Source organism: Sorangium sp. So ce119 (genome assembly GCF_051524405.1).
In the GTDB taxonomy this organism is placed as follows: Bacteria; Myxococcota_A; Polyangia; order Polyangiales; family Polyangiaceae; genus Sorangium; species Sorangium cellulosum_G.
In genome coordinates, this window is the sequence record NZ_CP150310.1 from 3,745,063 (window position 1) to 3,764,149 (window position 19,087).

The following is a 19,087-nucleotide window of genomic DNA, read 5'->3' on the forward strand; positions in this document are numbered from 1 at the left end:
GGCGGCGCTGCTTGCGGGAAGAAGAACTGGAACCACAGAGGCACAGAGGGCACAGAGGGAAGAAAAGAGAGATGATTGTTTGAACTTTCTTCTCTCTCCTCTGTGCCCTCTGTGCCTCTGTGGTTTTTTCTCTCGTGACCCCAGCGGCGAGCCTGGGGGGACGCGGCGCTACGGCTCCTTGCGCACGCCGGTCGATCCGTAGCCGCCCGTGCCGCGCGCGGTCGGCGCGAGCTCGTCGACCAGGACCACGTCGGCGAGGGCGACGGGGCAGATCACGAGCTGGGCGATCCGGTCGCCCCGGCGCACGGTGAACGGCGCCGCGCCGAGGTTGATCAGGACGACCTTGATCTCCCCGCGGTAATCCGGGTCGATCGTCCCCGGGGTGTTCAGCACGGTGACGCCGTGGCGGAGCGCGAGCCCCGAGCGCGGGCGCACCTGCCCCTCGTGGCCGTCGGGGAGGGCGACCGCGTAGCCCGTGGGAATGAGCTTCCGCTCGCCCGGATCGAGCGTCACCGGCTCGGCGACGGCGGCGCAGAGATCGAGCCCGACGGCTCCCTCGGACTGGTAGGCGGGCGGCGGGACCTCGATGGACCCGACGCGAAGAAAAGGGACCTGGACGCGCACGCGCCGGAGCCTAGCCCGTCACGGGCGCGGCAGCACCGCCTCGAGGGGCGCACCCCGGAGCGCCTCGAACGCCGAGTCCGACCACGCCCGCGCCCGATCCGAGAAGCCAGCCTCCACCGCGTGCCGCAGCAGCTCGATGGCCCGCTCCGCGTTTCCGTCCTTGGCGCTCGCGCGCGCGGCGCCGTAGGCGTCCTCGCTCAGGCCCGCGCGGCGGAAGATCGCCTCGTAGAGCCGCGCCGACCAGTCGAAGGCGCCGTGCTCGAACGCGATCTCGGCCATCCTCCGGGCGTCTTCCTCCGAGAGCTGCTCGACGATGTCGAGCGCGACGGCCGCGGCCCGCGGCACCTCGCGCAGCTCGACGAGCACCCGGATCAGCGGGCCTGCGACCTCCTTCCGGTCGTCGCCGGCCTCGCGGGCGGCCTCGAGCACCTTGCGCGCCTGCTTCAGCTCGCCGAGCGCGAGGTGCACCGCGCCGACCAGCGCCGGGTCCGGGTCGCCGTGCTTGCGCGCCTGGGCGATCGCTTCCCCCGCGCGCTTCGTGTCGCCGAGGAGCAGGTGCGACCACCCGATGAGCTCGTGCGCCTCCCGGAGCGCGCGCTTCGGCGGCGCCGGGGACTGCGCGAGCACCTCGTTGGCCAGGGCCATCGCCTCGTCCGTCCGCTCTTCCTCCACGGCCCGCCGCGCCCGCTGGAGCAGCACCGCCGTCTCGGGCGGCACCGGCTCCTCCTGGAGCGCGGCGCGCCGGCGGTTCATCGCGGGCGACGGCGCCTCCGGCTCGCTGCGGAACCGCTGCAGGCTCTGGAACGCGGACATGACGAGGATGAAGGAGAAGAAGAAGAACCCGGCGCGCAGGAACAGGATCGCGAGGATCACGGCGGACACGCCCGAGATCGCCGCCGTGAGCCGGGCGCGCCGCGGCCCGAGCGCGTGCTCGAGGACGTGGCCGCCGTCGAACGGGAGCACGGGGATGAGGTTGAGGATGCCCCAGACCACGTTGACCTGGATGAGCATGTCCATCCCGCGGAGCAGCATGGGCGGGAGGGAGTAGAGCGCCGGGACGTAACGGAGCAGGAGGTGCAGGACGCCGGCGACGAGGAAGCCGGCGAAGGGGCCGGCCAGGCTGATCAGCACGTGCTGGAGCCGGCCGAGGGGAAGGAGCGACCGCCATGTCGTGGTCCCGCCCATGAAATGCAGCGTGATTTCCGGCTCGACCCGGTGGCGCTTGATGGCGAGCGCGTGACCGAACTCGTGCATCAGGACCGACAGGAAGACCACGAGGATCCACACCAGGAAGAGCTGGTACTGTCCTCCGGCCACGATCCCGTACCCGAGCAGCGCGGCGGAGAGCCAGAAGCCGAGCTGGACGTCGACGGAGACTCCAAACAGACGGAAGCTCATGCGCATGTCATAAGGCCTGCGGGCCGTCTGCTCAATGATTGCCGTGCGGACGCAGCCTGCCCTAGAGTGCGCCGCGCGACCCTTCCGCGGCCGCGCGCGCCTCCCCGGCGCCTGCGGCGGCGTTCCGGGTGGGTCGGCGGAGCGAGCATGGGCAGGGAGATCCGGGTCAGGAGATGGGCGCTCGCCGGGCTGGCCGCGGCGGGCATCGCGTGCGGCGCCGCGCCGCCGCCCGGGCCGCCCCCCGCCGAGGCGCCCGCGGGCCCGCCGCCCGGGGCCGAGCCTGCCGGGGCCAGCGTTCCGGAGGCCGCCGCGCCGCCGGCGCCCGCCGGGGCTTCTTCTGCCGGGGTGCGCGGGCCGGACGACGGCGCGCCGCCGGCGTTCACGGTGCCGCCCAACACGGCGGTGCTCCACATCGGCGACTCGTTCGCGCTCGCGGGCTTCGCGCAGGCGCTGAAGCCGCGGATGCAGGCGCTCCGTGTGCGCTATGCGGTGAAGGCGGAGACCAGCTCCTACACGGTGACGTGGGCCTCCAGGATGGAGCTCCTTGTCGCGAACTACCAGCCGGACCTCGTGATCATCAGCCTGGGCGCGAACGAGGTCGAGAACGTCAACCCGCCGGCGCACGCCGGGGCGGTCCGGCGCATCGTCAAGGCGATCGGCGACCGCCCGTGCGTGTGGGTCTCGCCTCCGCTCTGGCGCAAGGACACCGGCATCATCGACGTGATCCGGACGAACTCGGCCCCGTGCCGCTTCTTCGACTCCGACGCGCTCGTGCCCGGCCCGCTCCCTCGCAAGAAGGACAAGATCCACCCGAACGAGGAGGGCGGCGCGCGCTGGGCCGACGCGTTCTGGGGCTGGCTCACGGCGGAGCACCTTCCCCCTGGCGAGGACCAGGGCGACCTCGCGCCGAAGCGCAGCCCCTGGGCGCTCAGGCCGCCCCCGCCGGAGGAGCACCGCTCCAGGGCGCAGCCGCTGGAGGGGACGCTCCAGCCGGGCGAGCCGGTCAGCGTAGGGCAGACCGAAAAGCCCTGAGCCGCGGGGCGCGCGCTACGCCGGCGGCGACGTCGCGACCCCCGCGCCGCGGTGGACCAGACCCGGGTCGTGGCCGAGCGCGCCAGCGATCGCGGCGCGGACGTCGCGCATGAGGCGGTTGCGGCCGCCGGCGCCGTAGGGAGCCGGATCGATCGGCGGCATGATCGTGACCACCACCCGATGGTGCTCCTGCACCACGAAGTCCTTCGCCCGCAGCACGTGGCGCGTGCCGTCGATCGCGACCGGGAGGATCGGCGTGTTCGTCTCGATCGCCATCCGGAAGCCGCCGCTCTTGAACGGCAGGAGCGCGCCGGTCTTGCTGCGCGTGCCCTCCGGGGCGATCCAGACCCGGGTGCCGTCCTGCAGCATCGAGGCGCCGACCTGCAGGCTCGCGCTGGCCTGGACGTGATTGCCCCGGTTGATCCGGATGAACCCGGCCGCCTTCATGGCCTGGCCGAAGACCGGCACGCTGAACAGCTCCTTCTTGGCGATCATCCGGAGGCGCCCGGGGATCGCGCGGAACACGACCGGGATGTCGAACAGGCTCTGGTGGTTCGACATCACCACGAACGGCCGCGTGCCCGCGGCGTGCTCGCGCCCGCGCACCACGAGATCGACGTCGGCGTCCTCGAGGACCTTGCGCGCCCACCAGTCCAGCCGCTCGTCGCAGCGCTCGAGGGTCACCCGGCCCCTCAGCGCGTCCACCACGGTCGGAAAGCAGATCCGGGCGGTGTCGAAGATTCCCATGAAGGTCGTCTGAAGGCTCATCGCTCTCGTTCCGCTTGAGGTGAGGGGGTCGCGTGGTGCGCTCGCGCCCGCGGGCAGAGCTCGCCGGGCACGGCGGACGAGCAGCCCTCCGGGGAGCGCCGGGCTCATCCAGGTCAGGAACGCGTGGAGTATACCACTCACCCCCCGGCTGTGGTGCCGGTCACGGTCACTACCACGCGGCGGACGTGGGGAGAACTACGATGCTCCCAGACGTACAGGGCTTGCCATGTCCCGAGCGCGAGGCGGCCGCCGGAGATGGGGATCACCTCGCTCGATCGGGTGACGGCGCTCCGGAGGTGGCCGGGCATGTCGTCGGGGCCCTCGTCGTCGTGCTCGTAGTCGCGGCCCTCCGGGGCGAGGCGCGACATCCAGCGCTCCAGATCGCGGAGCACGGCGGGATCGGCGTTTTCCTGGATGACGAGGCTCGCCGAGGTGTGCTGGAGGAACACGGCGCAGAGCCCGACATCGACGCCGGCCCCGGCGACGACGCGCGCGACCTCGCGCGTGATGTCCACGAAACCTCGGCCGCTCGTGCGGACCTCGAGCGTGCGCTGGACGATGGTGGTCACCTCGCCATCTTAGCCGCCTTCGACGCGGGCGCCGCGCGCCACGTCGACGATCAGCCCCCAGCTCGTCCACCGCTGGAACCAGGCGCCGACGCTAGCAGCAAGCGCCGCGCTCGCCGTCTCGCCAGCGCCCGCGGCGGCCTCGTCGACGCCCGCGGCCTCGTCGGCGCCCGCGGCCTCGTCGGCGCCCGCGGCCCTGCCGATGCCGGCCGCCACCTCCTCGCACGCCGGCACGAGCGGCACGCCCCGCCCGAGCGCCTCGAGCAGCGCGAACGCCGGCGGATCGAGCTCCTCGCAGCGGATCGTGAGATCGGCGGCGCTGCGGAAGACGGCGAGGTGGACGCGGCGCGGCGCGGGCAGCGCGGGCGACCTCCCCTCCCGGAGCTCGCGGCGGAGGAGGTGCGCCGGGTAGCGGAGCTCCATCAGCGCGAGCAGCGGATGGAGGACGATCCGGGCCGTGGACCAGCCCTCCTCGGGCATGCCGGTCACCTTCGCGGGATCGATCGGCGGGGGCGAGGCGCCGTCGAACAGGTCGACGAGGGCGTGCTCGTACCGCGCGACGTCGCGCGCGAGCTCCCGGAGCGCGGGGGGGAACCCATCGTAAGCGCTGGCAAAATCGACGATCTCTGCCCCGAGATCGCGCAGGGTGAAGCTCGCGGGGGGGTGCGCCGCGAGGTACGCCCTGGCGAACGCGTCGAAGCCGTCGTCGCCGAGGACGTGCGCGAGCGCCGGGTAGTCCTCGCGCAGCGCGCCGACGTGGCGCAGCCAGAACTGCCGGCGGTAGATGTCGGCCTGCTCGGCGGGCGTGAGCCGCTCGCTGCCCGCGACGCGCTCGCGGCACCGGCCGGCGAGCTCGACGTCGTCCGGCAGCGGCGAGGGGGACGTGAACATGCGGGAGAGCTCGCCCATCAGCGCGACGAGCTCGGCGGGGGGCGCTGGGTCAGGCGGCGCGCGCACGCGCGACCTCCTCCCGGATCGACCGCGCCTTCTCCGCCTCGGCGGCGAGGACCTCGAACGCCGGGAGGTCGTCGTCCCACTCGATCAGCGTCGAGACGTCGCCGGTGTGGCCGACCGCGCGCCGGTACAGCGCCCACACGGCGTCGGCCACGCGATCGCTGTGGGTGTCGAGGATGTACTTGCCGTGATGCGTGTGACCGGCGAGGTGGAACTGCACGATCCGGTGGTGCGGCACCCCGTCGATGTACGCGCCCGGGTCGAAGCCGTGGTTGTACGAGGAGACGAAGACGTTGTTGACGTCGAGCAGGATGCCGCAGTCGGCCTCCTCCGCGACCGCCGAGAGGAACTCCCACTCGGTCATCCGGCTCGCGGTGAAGGTCAGGTAGCTCGACACGTTCTCCAGGGCGAGGCGCACCTCGAGGAAGTCCTGCACCGCGCGGGCCCGCGCGGCGACGTGCCGCACGGCCTCCTCCGTGTACGGCAGCGGGAGCAGGTCGTGCAGGTTGACCCCGTGGGCGCCGGTCCAGCAGAGGTGATCGCTCACCCAGGGGGATCGCACCTTGCCGAGGAGCGCCTTGAGCCGGCGGAGGTAGTCGAAGTCGAGCGGATCCGTGCTGCCGATCGAGAGCGAGACGCCGTGCTGCACGAGCCGGTAGCTCGCGAGGGCGCGCTCCAGGTTGGCGATCGGCATGCCGCCGTCGACCATGAAGTTCTCGCTGATGATCTCGAACCAGTCGACGCGGGGCCGGTGCTCGAAGACGTGACGGTAGTGCGGGATGCGCAGCCCGACGCCGACGCCGAGGTCGGGCAGGCCCAGCCGCATGCGATCGGGGTTCGCCATGGGTCACCGCGTGCGTGCGGCGCCCGGCGCCGCGGGCGCGCCGGGACGTCGCGCGGCTCGGCGGCTCAGTGGGCGTGGCCGCCGCACTCGGCGGCCTTGCAGCCGCCCTTGCCCTTGCACTCGTTCTGGCCCGCGCACCCGTGGGTGTCGGTCTTGCAGCCGCCCTTGCCCTTGCACTCGTTCTTGCCGGCGCAGCACGCCTTGGCGCCGGCCTCGGGCGCCTCGGCCGCCGCCGGCTCGGCGGCGGGGGGCCCCGTCTCCGGGTCGGGCGGCGGCGACGAAGCACAGCCCGCGAGGCCCGCCACCATGCCCGACACCGCCGTCAACGCCAACGACTTGCCCATGTCCATCGCCATCTGAACCTCCACGTTGTAAGGGAGCGGCGTTGAGCTCCACGCCCACGCGACTTCCCCCTGCGCGCACGGCGTCCGGCGGCGTGTCCCGTACGGTGTGGACACGCAGCCCGCGTGCCGCGTTTCACGTACGACGTAACGTGCTTCGGACGGCGGGGGCAAGACAAAGTCTCCGCTGCGGCGCGCCGCGGCGGGGCTGGCAAGGCGTCGTGCGGGGGCGCTGCGCAGCGCTCCTCGCGGCCGCGGGGCTCGCGTCGCTGGGGGCAGCCGGCTGCGGCGGCGCGGCGCGCGAGGGGGCCGGCGCGGCGGGGGGCGCGGCGCGCCCCGCGGGCGAGGCGCGCGAGCCCACGATCGAGGCGGTCGCGGCGGAGCTCGAGGCGATGAGCGGTCCGATCCTCGAGGGGCGCGAGGCGACGTTCCGGGACATCCTCGCCGACACGGTCGCGAAGGACGCGTACCTGTGCCTGCCGCCGGCGCGCGGCGTCTTCCACGGGGACGCGCCGGAGGGGGAGCGGCGGATCGCCGGGATGATGCCGCATTACGGCCTCTTCTTCGGCCCGATGAGCTACGTCGTGCGGCGGCGCGGCGGCGCCTGGGAGGTCGAGGTGCGCATCGCTGTCGAGCCGCCGGCGGGCGCTGGCGCCCGGCTCGAGCTGCCCGACTGCGGGCTGGCCGGCGCGCTCGGGGGCGCGATCGCGTGCCGCGGGACGCCGTACGCGCGCGCCGGCTCGACGGACGCGTGCCCGGGCTCCGGCGAGTTCTCCGCGAGGGCGACGCCGGCCGCGATCCGCGCGCTGCTCGCGCGCTGGTCGGCCGAGGTGGAGGGCTACTGGAACCGCGACGCGCGCGCCTTCGGGCTGCCGGTCCGCTACGACTTCGACTTCGTGCTCGCGGACGAGGCGCGCGGGCGGGCGCTGCGGGTCGACCTCGCGGTGCCGCTCTCGCCGACGTGCGGCAGGACGCCGTACTTCAGCGCGATGCGGGCCGGCTGGTCGCTGCCCGTGCTCGCCCACGAGGTGGGGCACGTGCTCGGGCTCCTCGACGAGTACGAGGCGCTCTCCGGCATCGTCCGCTGCTACCCGAAGACGCCGTTCCCCGGCGCGGAGATCAGCCGGATGGGGCTCTCGATGCGGGAGGAGACGAGGCTCCTGCCGATCCATCACTACCTCGTGCTCCGCCGCTTCTTCTGCCGCGCGCCGGAGTCGATCGATCCCTATGCCGGCGCGATCCGCTGAGCGCCTCGCGGTGCTCGCCCTCGCGGCCGCGGCGCTCGCGGGCTGCCGCTCGGAGCGGGATGGCGGCACGGCGGACGCGGGCGCGGCGGAGGGGGGTCCAGGCGCGGTCAGCGCGGGCGCGGCAGACGCGGGCGCCCCCGAGGCGGCGCCGCCGCTCGTCGGGGGGCCTGCCGGGCCGAGGCCGCCCGCGCCGCCGGCCGAGCCGCGCTGCCCGCCGGAGATGGTGCGGGTCGCGCGCCGGTTCTGCGTGGACCGCTACGAGGCGGTGCTGCTCGACAAGGAGACCGGGCTCGAGCTGTCGGCGTTCTACCCGCCGTCGCGGCAGGCGGCCGCGTCCGTCGAGCGGACCTGGTCGAAGATGCGGCTCCAGCTCGGCGACGCGGAGGCGCGGCAGATGGAGCTGCCGCTGCTGCCCGGCTGGCAGAAGCAGCGCGAGTTCGAGCCGCGCGCCGTGTCGCGCAAGGGCGTGCTGCCGCAGGGCTACACGACCGGCGCGCAGGCGGAGCTCGCGTGCCGGAACGCGGGCAAGCGGCTCTGCACGCTCGACGAGTGGCGGACGGCGTGCCGCGGCGAGCGCGACGAGCAGTTCCCGTACGGGCCGACCTACGCGGACGGGAAGTGCAACGTGTTCCGCGAGGGCCACCCGGCCGCCGTGCTCCACCGCGACGTGACCCTCGGGCACAGCGATCCGCGGCTCAACCTGGTGCGCGTCGCCGGCGCGCCGCTCCTGCGGCGGACGGGCGAGACCGCGACGTGCGCGAGCGCGTGGGAGGACGACGCGGCGAGCGACATGGTCGGCAACCTCGACGAGTGGATCGACGATCCCGAGGGGACCTTCGTCGGCGGGTTCTATGCGCGCGCGACCCGGGAGGGGTGCATGGCGCGCGTGACCTCGCATGATGTCGCGTACTTCGACTACTCGACCGGCGTGCGGTGCTGCGCGGATCTGCGCGGGCCGTGATCTGCGCGCCGCGAGAGCGCCGCGAAGATCACGGCGCCACGCCGAGACGTCAGTCGAGGCCGACGCGCCTCAGCTCGTTGCGCGCGGCGGAGAGGGAGGCTGGATCCGGACGGTCGGGCGCGAGCGGCCATGCATCCACCGCGCGGCGCGAGGCGGCGCCGAGGTCCTTCGCCAGCTCCCTCCATGTGGGGCTCGTCTTGTAGTCCTTGGTCTCGTCGACCGGACGGGCCGAGGGATCACAAAGGTGCACGTACCAGGTCTCGATCTCGAGCGCAGGGACCACCAGGGCGATGCGCTCTGTCACGGTGCGTCTGCCGTCGCTCGTGTCGGCCCCGATGCGGGCATCGAGCTCGCCCAGCCGGTGAGAGAGCCCCTTCTCGTCGGCGTCGATGACAACGACGAGGCCAAGGTTCTGCTGGTGCTTCTGCGAGCGCAGCGCGTCGACTTCGGCGCCCAGCCTCTTGAGCACGCCGCTCGAGTCGACGCACTTCTCGAAGCGGACGCGCCCGTGACCCGGGTGCTTCTTGAAGAAGCGGCGCAAGAAGCTGTCGTGTGCCCTGTCCTCATAGAGGACGATCAGCCTGACCTCAGGATGCGGCATGCCATCCTCGCGCCATGCGCTCCGACAGGCGCAGCGGCCCTCCCGCCGCGATCGATCCGACGCGGGTGTGCCCGCCCTCCGGCCGCTCCAGGAGGATCGCCTCCGAGGCTCCGACGTAGTCGATGACCTCGGAGGAATGCGAGATGAGGAGCACCTGCTGCCCGCTCTCGTCGCTCACATCCGCGAGCGCGACCAGGAAAGGCTGAATCTCGCTGATCGAGACGAAATTGTCCGGTTCGTCCAGGCAGAGGACGGTCGCATGCTGCATGCCGGCGTGGAGCAGCACGTACAGCGCGATGAGCGTCCTCTGACCATCCGACAGTGCGTCGAAGTCGAGTTCATACGCCTCGCCACCTGGATAGCCGAACTTGGCCACGAGCACCTTCGTACGACCCGCCGTTTGCATGCGGAGGTGCTGGAAGCCCGGGATGATCTCGCGGAGCGGCTCCTGAGCGCGCTGCAAGCCGTCCGGCTCCTCCTGCAGGAGATAGCGACAGAAGGACGCGAAATTGGATGCGTCGCGTTCCAGGAGCATGTCGCTGTCCGTGCGCGCCAGCGCGATCATGCGCGCGGGCTCGAGGCGCAGCACCCAGATGCGGTGGAGGAACGTCTTGAGCCAGGTGAGCCTCGTGTTCATCGGCTTCGGCTCCATGGACGCGAGGAACGATCTGCGCGGCGAGAACGAGAACGTCTCCTTCGCCGGCTTGTGGTCGTCCCCGTAGAGCTGCACCTCCCGCTCGAGGAAGCCGTAGAGCGGCTTTCCGCCGAGCGTCACCTCCTCCGACGCGATCGCGGTCTCGCCTCGATCGACGTCGTGCGACAGGCGCAGGGCGTATCGGAACACGCCCCACTCTGACTCGACGTCGATCTCGAACCGCTGTTCCATCGAGCCGCCGAACTTGGCGACAGTCTCCGGCGGAAAGGCCTCGGAGGCCTCCTTGTTCCAGATGACGAGATCCTGGATCGCGGCGAGCACATCGAAGAGGGACGATTTGCCGGCGCCGTTGCACCCCACGAGCAAGCTGCGTCGCTCCGGCTGGAGCTCGAAATTGATGAAGCAGCGGTAGTTGTTGACGTAGAGGCGCGCGATCCTCGGGGGCATGACGTTTCTTCCCGGATTCATAGCACGGGCCGACCTGACCGCTCTCTGGCACACAGATCGCCGCGATCTCGGCGCTGATGCGCGCGTCCTGCCGGGCGCCCTGATCGGTGGCGTACCAGCGCTCCAGCGCGGACGGCTCCTCGCCTGGGCCGTGGAGGATGTTGACCGCGACCTTGGTACGGATCGAAACCGTTGCGAGGGGGCGCCCGTAGGGGGCCGCAACGGATCGAGTGCTCCGCGGGGGCCGGGCGCCGGGGGTCCGTCCACCCGGAGGCCGGCTCCGCGGGTGAGGGCGGCGCCGTTCGATGCCGGCGCGCTCAGGTCGTCGGGCGGCCGACGGCGAGGAAGCTCTCCGCGCCCTTGGGGCGCCGCCGGTCGAGCCATACGAGCGCAGCGGGCAGCACCAGCACGGCGGCGAAGAGGCAGGCGAGCTCGCCGATCACGGCGGCGACGCCGAGGCTGCGCACCGCGTGGTTCTGCGAGCGGATCAGGGCGAGGTAGCCCAGCGCCGTCGTGAGGCTGCAGAGGATCACGGCGCCGCCCGTCTCGCGCACCGCGGTCAGCGCGCCGCCGGCGCCCTCGCGCGCGTACCGCTGGACGATGTTCACGGCGTAGTCGACGCCGATGCCGAACGTTAGCGGCAACGCGATGAAGTTCAGGAAGTTGAGCTTCACGTCCATCAAGACGAGCAGCCCCGCCATCCAGGAGACGCCGACGAGCAACGCGCCGAGCACCGCGAACGCCGGGCGGCCGCCGCGGAAGGCGACGAGCACGACGAGCACCGTCGCGGCCAGCGAGAAGAGCACCGCCGGCGGCACGTCGTCGATGACCGCCGCCCACATGTCCGCGTAGATCACCGCGCGCCCCGAGCCGCGCACGACGCTGTCGTCAGGGAGCCGCGTCTCGCGGTACGCGTCGGCCCAGCGGAACAGGTAGTGCGCGTCGTGCACGCTCTCGGCCGAGATCGGGCTGATATAGACGATGCGCCCGCGCGTGCCGTCCGTCTCGGTGAACGCGCGCGCCACGCCCACCGGCAGATCGCCGATCCCGAACGGCGCGAGATCGTCCGGGGGAATGACCGCCTGGATCCGGCGCCAGTCGTCGTCGCCGATGAGGCCGCGCTTCTGCGCGCGGACGACGCGATCCTTGATCTCCTGGAGGAGCGGGATCTTCGCCTCCTGGTCCCTCGGGATCAGGTCCTGGAGCGCGTAGATCTCCTTGAACGGCTTCTCGCCCTCGGGCGCCGCGTCGCGCTTCGCGTAGAGCGCCGCGCGGAGCGGCTCGACCTGCTCGGGGCGATCCACGAGGATCGCCATGCCGTCGGTGCCCACGTAGCCGGTGATCTCCTCGGCGAGCTCGCCGAGGCGGATCTGCTCGGCGCGCGCGCGCTCGTCGTTGCGGAGGTTCCGGAGGTCGTACTCCATCGGATCGGCGCGCACGTAGGCCACCGTGGCGACGACGCCGACCGCGGCCAGGGCGAGGCCGGCGAGCGTGATCGCGGCCGGGCCCCGCGCCGCGAGCCGCGCGAACGGCGCGCCGAACGCGAGGCCGCCCTGGGTGCGCTGCCGCAGCCTGCCGAGCGGGCCCGGCGACCCCTGCTCGAGGGGGATGAGGCGCTCCGTCACGGCGAGGATGCTCGGCAGCGCGACGAACGTGGCGACCCAGCAGAGCACCATGCCGACGCCGCCGATGAGGCCGAAATCGCGGAAGCCGCGGAACTCGGTGACGACCAGCGAGCCGTAGGCGGCCGAGGCGGCGCAGCCGGCCGTGAGCGTCGGCAGCCAGGTCTCGCGGTGGGCGACGCGCACGCCCTCGAGCAGGCTCGCGCCGCCGCGGCGCGCCTCGAGGTAGCGCGCCATGTAGATGATGCCGAAGTTGATCCCGTTGCCGGCGACGATCGAGAAGAGGAACCCGGTCGCCATGTTGAGGTGGCCGATCGCGAGCTGCGTGACCCCGAACGTCCAGGCGACGCCGATGCCGATCGTGATCAGCATGGCGAGGAGCGTGCGCACGCGCAGGTAGTAGAGGAACACCACCGCGGCGATGAGCACGGCGCCCGCGACGCCGACGTCGGTCAGGTCCTCGTTGATCGCCGCGTACTCGGCGATCCCGGTCTGCAGGTCGCCGGCGAGGCCGTAGGTGATCCCGGGGTCGAACGAGGCGGGGCGCACGCGCTCGACCACCTCGCGCACGCGCCGGATCGCCTCGCTCCCGGCGGCGAAGTCGCTCGCGATCACCTTCGAGCGGATCGCGACGACGACGGTCTTGCCGTCCTTCGACTGGTAGTAGCCGTCGGGGTAGCGCCCCGCGTCGACCCCGTTCAGGCCGAGGCTCTGCTCGATGGAGCGCGCGCTCACCTCCGGCGGGGGCTCGTCGTCGTCGAGCAGCGCGCCGGTCGCCTTGTTGACCTCGTAGGCGTAGCGCGCCTCGATGTCGTCCCGCAGCTTCGTGAGCCGGTCGCGATCGACGTAGAGCCCGGCGCGCGGCGAGAGGTAGCGGAAGGCCTCGTGCACGCCGTCCTCGACGCTGCCGACCCACGGCGGACCGAGCCGCTCGATCTCGGGCACGAGCGCGTCGGCGGCCCGCTGCAGCGCGGCCGTGGGCGTGCCCTCGCCGCCTTGCAGCACGACGAAGAGCGTGGAGACGCCGGCGGTCTTGGCCGCGACCCGGTCGAGCTCCTGCACGCTCGGCCGCGACGCCGGCAAGAGCGACTCGAACCCGGTCAGCACCGAGAGCCGCGTCGCCAGGAAGATGGCGACGATCGTGAGGAGCCCGGTCACGAGCAGCGGCAGCGCCGGCCGGTTCACCTGGAGCTCGGCGATCCGCGCGGCGAACCCGCCGCCCTTCGAGGACGGCGGCGCGACGCGGGGAGGCGTCTCGCCGGATGCGTCACGGGAGCTGTCGCGGGGAACGGAAGGAGAGGGGCGGGGCGCCGGGGGCGGTGGCATCTGCGGAGCGGGCATGAGGGGTCGGTGGATCCGGGGCTGAAAGGGACGGTGGAAGCGGCGGGGTGGAGCGCGTTCTAGGGAACGGGTTCCCCCGAGAACAGCGGTCGCGCGCGGCGCGGCGACGGCGCGAGGCCGCGATCCAGGTGGCCGCGGACGAGCGCGGGGCAGCGATAGCAAGAAACAGGGGTCCGAGCGACCGAGCGTCGCTGTCGGCGTTGCTGTTGCCGTCAGGTTTCGCGGAACAGCAGATGATAGTCTTTCTCCATGTCGCTATCGAAGCCGAAGGCCGTTCTCTGGGATCTGGACGGGACGCTGGTCGACTCCAGCGAGCACCACTTCATCGCCTGGCGCGAGGCGCTCGCGGCCGAGGGGCGCTCCTATGACCACGCCGACCATGATGCGGTGTTCGGGATGCGCAACGACGATCTGCTCCGCCGCCTGATCGGCCCCGAGATCCCGGAGGCCGAGATCGCCCGCATCGCGGACGTGAAGGAGCGGCATTACCGGAAGCTCGTGTCCGAATCGGGGGTCGAGCCGCTGCCCGGCGTGCGCGCGTGGCTGAGCGCGCTCCCCCGGAGCGGCTTCCGGATGGCGATCGCGTCCTCCGCGCCGCGCGAGAACCTCGACGCGATCCTCGCGGCGACCGGGCTCACGGGCGTGTTCGACGCGGTGATCAGCAGCGAGGAGGTGCCGCACGGCAAGCCGCACCCCGCGGTCTTCCTCCGGGCGGCCGAGAGCGTCGGCGCCCCGCCGGACCGGTGCGTCGTGGTCGAGGACGCTCCCGCGGGCGTCCTCGCGGGCAAGCGCGGCGGCATGAAGGTGATCGGCGTGGGCCCGCGGCACGCGCAGCTCGGGGCCGACCTCTCGGTCGAGCGGCTCGACCAGCTCCCCGAGGGCGCGTTCGACCGCCTCCTGTCGCCTGGCTGAAGGAGGACCGCCACTACGCCAGGAGCGTCTCCAGGGCCGCGTCCCTGGTTCCGCGATGAGGAGAATTGGAACCACAGAGGCACAGAGGGCACAGAGGGCAGAGAAGAGAGATTAATTATCTCTCTCTTTTCTTCCCTCTGTGCCCTCTGTGCCTCTGTGGTTCATTCTCTCATGAACCAGGGATGAACCGGGGCGGCGCGATGTTAGCTGCCCTGGGGCGGGCTGCCCGCGTCGCCCCCTCCGGTGCGAGGGGGCGTCGCCGGGCCGCCTGCGCCCGCGTCACCGCGGGGGACGCCTGCGTCCGCCGGCGCGGCCGCTGCACCGGCAGGGCGCGCGCTGGCAGCGCCCGCGTCGGTGGCGCCGGCGTTGGCGGTGCCCGTGGCGCCGGTGGGCGCCGCGCCTCTGGCGCCTGTGCTGGCGGCGCCCGCGTCGGCGGTGGCCTTGCCGGTGGCGCCCGCGTCGGCGGCGCCCGCGTCGACGGTGGCTGCCGGCTCGGCGTCGGCGGCGGCCGCGTCCGGCGGCGGCTGGTCGGGCACCGCGGGGACGGCGGGGGGCGAGTCCGCCGCGGGGAGCTCGCTCTCCCAGCACTCCGGCTTCGGGGGCGCGGCGAAGTGGACCCGGCGCGACGCGGCGTCGCCCTTGCGGGTGACGAGCTTGTCCGTCTTGTAGACCGCCGCGTTGCCGCAGGCGTACTCGGCGGTGTCCTTCGTGTCGCGCGCCAGCGTGCGCGCCCGGGGCGCGCGCTGGTTCTCGCACTGCGCCCACTGGATCTCGTACTCGGCGTCGTCGTCGGCGAGCAGGATGCGCGTCGCCGGGTCGTCGCTCGACCGGCGCCCGGTGATCGTCGTGCGGGTGATCGGGTCGGCGCCTTCGAGCACCGTCAGCGTGACGGGGAACCGGAGGCTCCCGCGCATGGGGGCGCGCGTCGCGCCGATCTCGAAGTCGGCGCAGACCGGCTCGCCTTCGATCGGCGACGGCGACGGCGGGCCGCCGCACGCGGCGGCGCAGAGGGAGAGGAGGACGAGGGCTCGGGCTCCAGGGCGGAGGTTCACGCCGGGATTAGTCGTTACCCCGGGTCCCCGCGTCAAGCGATCTTGGTCTTGCCCAGCTTCAGCACGCGATCGAAGTGCTCCTTCGAGAGCGGCACGACGCTGAGGCGGGACCGCTTCAGGAGCGCGATCTCGGCGAGCGGCTCGTCGCCGCGGATCGTGTCGAGCGTCACCTGGACCTTCAGCGGCGCGACCGGCTCGATGTCCACGACGCTCCAGTCCTCCTCCGCGTCGGCCGTCGGATCCGGGTACGCCTCGCGCTTGACGCGCGCCACGCCCGCGACCGCCATGCCCTCGCTCGAGTGATAGAAGAGCACGAGGTCGCCCTCCTTCATGGCCCGCATGTTGTTACGGGCCTCGAAGTTCCGGACGCCGTCCCACATCGTCTGGCCGTCGCGCACGAGCTGCGCGAAAGAATATTTCTGAGGCTCGCTCTTCATCAGCCAGTAACGGCGAGACATGCACGATCTCCCGGGAAGGCATGAGGGCGCCGCCGGTCGGGCCGTCGCGCTCCCATCCTCGACGGACAGCCCGTCGATTTGACCGGCTACCCTAGCACCGCCCGTTCAATCGGTGATCACGATCTTGGCGCCGTCCGGCGTTCGCCGCGCGACCTCGTCAATCTCGTCGTCATCGAGCGCGATGCACCCGAGCGTCCAGTCGGTGTCCTTGTGCACGCCGGCGCGCAGTACACCGCCGCCACCGCCGACGCCGTGGATGCCGATGCTGTGCCCGACGCCGCGCCCGGGCGGGACCTCGCCGCGACGCCTGAGCTCGGCGAAGCGCCGCCGGTCCTCGTCGTTCGGGTAGCTCACGACAAGGAACTGATGAAACAGGCCCTCGATGCGGCCGGCGACGCGGTACGTGCCGACCGGCGTCCGACGGTCGCCCTCGTAGCGCTTCGGCCCCGGCCCGCCCGGCCCGAGCGCGACCCGGTAGGACCGGACGACCTCGCCGTTCGCGACGAGATCGAGGGTGTGCTCGCTCTTGTCGATCCGGATCTCGGTGACCCGCGGCAAGGGGGCGCCGGGCGCGGACGCGGCGGCGGCCGGAGCGCCTCGCGTGGGCGTGGCAGCGCTGGCGGTCGCGGCGACGGGTGTCGGCGCAGCGGCGGGCGGAGCGCCTGCCGTGGGCGCAGCGGCGGCCGGAGCGTCCGGCACGGGCGCGGCGGGCGGCGCTCGCCCCGGGGCGGCGGCCAGGGCGCGTTCCGGGCCGGCGGTCAGGGACGGGGCCGTGAGGGCGAGGGGAGCGGCGAGCGACGCCGCGGCGAGCACTGCGGGGAGCCTGAGGACCATGCCCGATCGGTCGGCGCGCCGCCGCGGAGTGTGACGCCCGAGCGGGGGCTGGCGTATTCTCGATCGGGCGCGTCACACTCCGCCGCGGCGGCGCGATGCAGAGGTCGATGAGCACGCCGATGACGACCGAGCACCGCACCCCCGCGCCGAACCCCCTCGCCGACCCAGGGACCCGCCGAGCCCTCGAGGAGTTCGTGCGCCGGCGCGTGCCCGGCGGCGAGGTCGACGACGTGGTGCAGACCGTCCTCTGCGACGCGCTCGCCTCGCCCGCGCGCCCGGCCGATCCCGCCGAGCTCCGGCGATGGCTGCTCGGGATCGCGCGCCACAAGGTGGCCGACCACCACCGGCGCGCGTCGCGGGAGACCGCCGCCGAGCTGCCCGACCTGCCGGTCGGACCGCCGCCGGTCGAGGCGCGCGAGCTGGCGCGCTGGGCAGAAGAGCAGGCCGCCGCGAACCGGGACGCGCAGCAGACGCTCTCGTGGATGGCCCGCGAAGGCGAAGGCGAGAAGCTCGAGAGCATCGCCGCCGACGAGCAGGTGCCCGCCGCCCGGGTGCGGCAGCGCGTGTCGCGCATGCGGCGGTGGATGCGGGAGCGCTGGCTCGCGGAGCTCGCCGCGGTCGCCGCGCTGGCGCTGCTCGCGATCGTCGTCGTCCGGCTCCTGCGGTCGGCGAAGGACCTGCCCGAGGTCGCGCCCCTGCCCGAGCCGCCGCCGCGCGAGGCGCCGCTCGATCGGCTGGACCGCGCGCGCTCTCTCCGGGCCGAGGCGCTGCGCGCCTGCGACGAGGCGGCGTGGCGCCGGTGCCTCGATCAGCTCGACGAGGCGGACCGGCTCGACCCGGCGGGCCGTGGCGCGCTCGACGTCGCCGCGGCGCGCGAGCGCGCGCTCGACGCGCTCCGCGCGCCGACGCCCACCCCGCCGGCGCCCACCACGACGAGCGCTCCGCCGCTGGCGCCCACTCAGAAGAGCGCTCCGCCGCTGGCGCCCACCCCGAAGAGCGCTCCGCCGCTGGCGCCGATGCCCACCCCGAGCGCGACCGGGCCCGCGGAGACGCGGTTCCAGCCGAAGAAGCCGATGCCGTCTGGCCTGAAGTCCATGCCGTCTGACCTGGACCTGAAGAACATGAAGAAGAGCGGTGCGACCAGGAAAGTGGATCTCTCGCCCGAGAGCCGCTAGGGGCGCGCGGGGAAAGCAAGCGACGCGCCCGACCGGGTCGATCTCGATGGCTCGTCAGCGGCATTGTCAGCGCCTGTGCGACGTCTGACCCGCTGCCGAGGAGCACGAGCGCGCGCCGTGCGATTACATCTCGCAGTTTCCGGCGTAGTCGTCTAAACACGCAGCCGCTCGGCGCAATCAAGGACGCCAAGGAAGGAGCCCAGGAGATGCGAACCACGAGATGGCTTGGATTGGCATTCGCAGCATCGCTGCTCGCCGCGAACGCCGGCTGCGCGAGAGATCCCCAGGTGCAGGCCGCGGCGCCCGCGCCCCCGCCGCCGGCGCCCCCGCCGCCGGCGCCCCCGCCGCCGCCCCCCGACGCGGACGCGGACGGCGTGATCGACGACGGCGGTGACAAGTGCGTCGCCGAGAAGGAGGACGGCCTGCCGCCCGACCCGAAGGACGGCTGCAAGTCGAACGACCCGGACGGAGACGGCATCGTGGCCGAGGCCGACAAGTGCCCGAGCGAGGCTGAGGTCAAGAACAATTACAAGGACGATGACGGCTGTCCCGACGTCCCCAGGGTCGCTCTCACCGACAACGAGGTGAAGCTCAACGAGAAGATCGCCTTCGCCGCCGGGAAGGCCGATATCGAGCCCGCCTCGCAGGAGCTCCTCGCGGACATCGCCCGGGTCATCAAGGAGAATCCGCAGGTCCAGTTCGTCGAGGTCGCGGCGTACTCCGAGAAGGTCGGTAGCGACGCCGCCACCGTGGCGCTCACGAAGAAGCGCGCCGACGCGGTGGTGAAGGCCCTCGTCGCGCTCGGCGTCGAGAAGAACCGGATGCGGCCCGCCGGCTACGGGGCGCACTGCGCGTCCGACGCGGGTGAGACCGAGGAGGCGAAGGAGAAGAACCGCCGGGTCGAGATCAAGATCATGCGGTTCGACGGCAAGGACACCGGCGTCGAGCTCGCGTGCGCTGCGGCCGCCACCAAAGGCCTCAAGCCGGCCGGCGTGCCCGCCACGGCGCCGAAGAGCGCCGCGAAGGCCTCCGACGCGAAGCCGGTGGAGGCGAAGCCGGTCGACCTGAAGCCGGTGGACGCGAAGCCCGCCGCCGCCAAGCCGGCGGACGCGAAGCCCGCGGAGGCGAAGCCCGCCGCCGCCACCACGAAGCCGGCGGACGCGAAGCCCGCGGACACCAAGCCGGCCGAGACGAAGCCCGCCAGCGTGAAGTAGCCGGCAGGCGAGCCCGCCGGCGCGACGGTGCCGGCGGGCAA

The 19,087-nt window shown here is 72.9% G+C and carries 19 protein-coding genes; 6 read left to right on the top strand and 13 right to left on the bottom strand.

All coding sequences use genetic code 11. The features are described from left to right. Window positions 1-168 precede the first annotated feature (168 nt). The gene (gene dut, locus WME76_RS13995; RefSeq protein ID WP_437960625.1) at window positions 169-624 is read right to left on the bottom strand and encodes a dUTP diphosphatase; all 456 of its coding nucleotides are present in this window, start codon (window positions 622-624) and stop codon (window positions 169-171) included. A gap of 18 nt (window positions 625-642) precedes the next feature. Beyond that, window positions 643-2,022 (bottom strand): site-2 protease family protein, encoded by a 1,380-nt coding sequence (locus WME76_RS14000; protein WP_437960626.1) that lies wholly within the window; start codon window positions 2,020-2,022, stop codon window positions 643-645. A 147-nt stretch (window positions 2,023-2,169) separates the two neighbouring features. On the opposite strand from WME76_RS14000, the gene WME76_RS14005 reads away from it, so the two are divergent. Then, a complete protein-coding gene (locus WME76_RS14005) occupies window positions 2,170-3,054 on the top strand; it encodes an SGNH/GDSL hydrolase family protein (RefSeq protein ID WP_437960627.1) in 885 nt (294 codons plus the stop codon). Window positions 3,055-3,069: 15 nt separating this feature from the next. Here WME76_RS14005 and WME76_RS14010 read toward each other — a convergent pair whose 3' ends face one another. The 5 genes from WME76_RS14010 to WME76_RS14030 all read right to left on the bottom strand — a co-directional run bounded on the left by WME76_RS14010 (window position 3,070) and on the right by WME76_RS14030 (window position 6,542). Next, the gene (locus WME76_RS14010; protein WP_433936660.1) at window positions 3,070-3,822 is read right to left on the bottom strand and encodes a lysophospholipid acyltransferase family protein; all 753 of its coding nucleotides are present in this window, start codon (window positions 3,820-3,822) and stop codon (window positions 3,070-3,072) included. Window positions 3,823-3,959: 137 nt separating this feature from the next. Next, window positions 3,960-4,391, bottom strand: a complete 432-nt coding sequence (locus WME76_RS14015; RefSeq protein ID WP_434047857.1) for a secondary thiamine-phosphate synthase enzyme YjbQ — start codon at window positions 4,389-4,391, stop codon at window positions 3,960-3,962. Between the two features lie 9 nt (window positions 4,392-4,400). Then, complete coding sequence (locus WME76_RS14020; RefSeq protein WP_437960628.1) at window positions 4,401-5,345, bottom strand: HvfC/BufC family peptide modification chaperone; 945 nt, start codon at window positions 5,343-5,345, stop codon at window positions 4,401-4,403. Then, the gene (gene bufB, locus WME76_RS14025; protein ID WP_437960629.1) at window positions 5,329-6,186 is read right to left on the bottom strand and encodes an MNIO family bufferin maturase; all 858 of its coding nucleotides are present in this window, start codon (window positions 6,184-6,186) and stop codon (window positions 5,329-5,331) included. The genes WME76_RS14020 and bufB overlap by 17 nt, the downstream gene beginning before the upstream one ends. 65 nt (window positions 6,187-6,251) lie before the next feature. Further along, on the bottom strand, window positions 6,252-6,542 hold the full coding sequence (locus tag WME76_RS14030; protein WP_437960630.1) for a hypothetical protein: 291 nt from the start codon (window positions 6,540-6,542) through the stop codon (window positions 6,252-6,254). Between the two features lie 206 nt (window positions 6,543-6,748). On the opposite strand from WME76_RS14030, the gene WME76_RS14035 reads away from it, so the two are divergent. Then, window positions 6,749-7,774 (top strand): hypothetical protein, encoded by a 1,026-nt coding sequence (locus WME76_RS14035; protein WP_437960631.1) that lies wholly within the window; start codon window positions 6,749-6,751, stop codon window positions 7,772-7,774. Then, window positions 7,755-8,735 (top strand): hypothetical protein, encoded by a 981-nt coding sequence (locus WME76_RS14040; protein ID WP_437960632.1) that lies wholly within the window; start codon window positions 7,755-7,757, stop codon window positions 8,733-8,735. Before WME76_RS14035 ends, WME76_RS14040 begins: the two co-directional genes overlap by 20 nt. A 49-nt stretch (window positions 8,736-8,784) precedes the next feature. On the opposite strand, the gene WME76_RS14045 is transcribed toward WME76_RS14040, so the two are convergent. The 3 genes from WME76_RS14045 to WME76_RS14055 form a co-directional block, all read right to left on the bottom strand. Then, window positions 8,785-9,336: a hypothetical protein gene (locus WME76_RS14045; protein WP_437960633.1), complete on the bottom strand. Its 552-nt coding sequence runs from the start codon at window positions 9,334-9,336 to the stop codon at window positions 8,785-8,787. Beyond that, the gene (locus tag WME76_RS14050; protein WP_437960634.1) at window positions 9,323-10,438 is read right to left on the bottom strand and encodes an AAA family ATPase; all 1,116 of its coding nucleotides are present in this window, start codon (window positions 10,436-10,438) and stop codon (window positions 9,323-9,325) included. Before WME76_RS14050 ends, WME76_RS14045 begins: the two co-directional genes overlap by 14 nt. A gap of 317 nt (window positions 10,439-10,755) precedes the next feature. Then, a complete protein-coding gene (locus WME76_RS14055) occupies window positions 10,756-13,401 on the bottom strand; it encodes an efflux RND transporter permease subunit (protein ID WP_437960635.1) in 2,646 nt (881 codons plus the stop codon). A 249-nt stretch (window positions 13,402-13,650) separates the two neighbouring features. Here WME76_RS14055 and WME76_RS14060 point away from each other — a divergent pair, with 249 nt between their 5' ends. Next, a complete protein-coding gene (locus WME76_RS14060) occupies window positions 13,651-14,313 on the top strand; it encodes an HAD family hydrolase (RefSeq protein WP_437960636.1) in 663 nt (220 codons plus the stop codon). Window positions 14,314-14,516: 203 nt separating this feature from the next. On the opposite strand, the gene WME76_RS14065 is transcribed toward WME76_RS14060, so the two are convergent. From WME76_RS14065 to WME76_RS14075, 3 genes are all read right to left on the bottom strand, one after another. Beyond that, complete coding sequence (locus tag WME76_RS14065) at window positions 14,517-15,365, bottom strand: hypothetical protein (RefSeq protein ID WP_437960637.1); 849 nt, start codon at window positions 15,363-15,365, stop codon at window positions 14,517-14,519. Window positions 15,366-15,397: 32 nt separating this feature from the next. Further along, window positions 15,398-15,802, bottom strand: coding sequence for an EVE domain-containing protein (locus tag WME76_RS14070; protein WP_437960638.1), 405 nt, complete (start codon window positions 15,800-15,802; stop codon window positions 15,398-15,400). A gap of 126 nt (window positions 15,803-15,928) precedes the next feature. Continuing rightward, a complete protein-coding gene (locus WME76_RS14075) occupies window positions 15,929-16,657 on the bottom strand; it encodes a L,D-transpeptidase family protein (protein WP_437960639.1) in 729 nt (242 codons plus the stop codon). Window positions 16,658-16,764: 107 nt separating this feature from the next. Here WME76_RS14075 and WME76_RS14080 point away from each other — a divergent pair, with 107 nt between their 5' ends. Further along, window positions 16,765-17,832 (top strand): RNA polymerase sigma factor, encoded by a 1,068-nt coding sequence (locus WME76_RS14080; RefSeq protein WP_437960640.1) that lies wholly within the window; start codon window positions 16,765-16,767, stop codon window positions 17,830-17,832. A gap of 230 nt (window positions 17,833-18,062) precedes the next feature. Further along, complete coding sequence (locus WME76_RS14085) at window positions 18,063-19,046, top strand: OmpA family protein (protein ID WP_437960641.1); 984 nt, start codon at window positions 18,063-18,065, stop codon at window positions 19,044-19,046. Window positions 19,047-19,087: the final 41 nt, after the last annotated feature.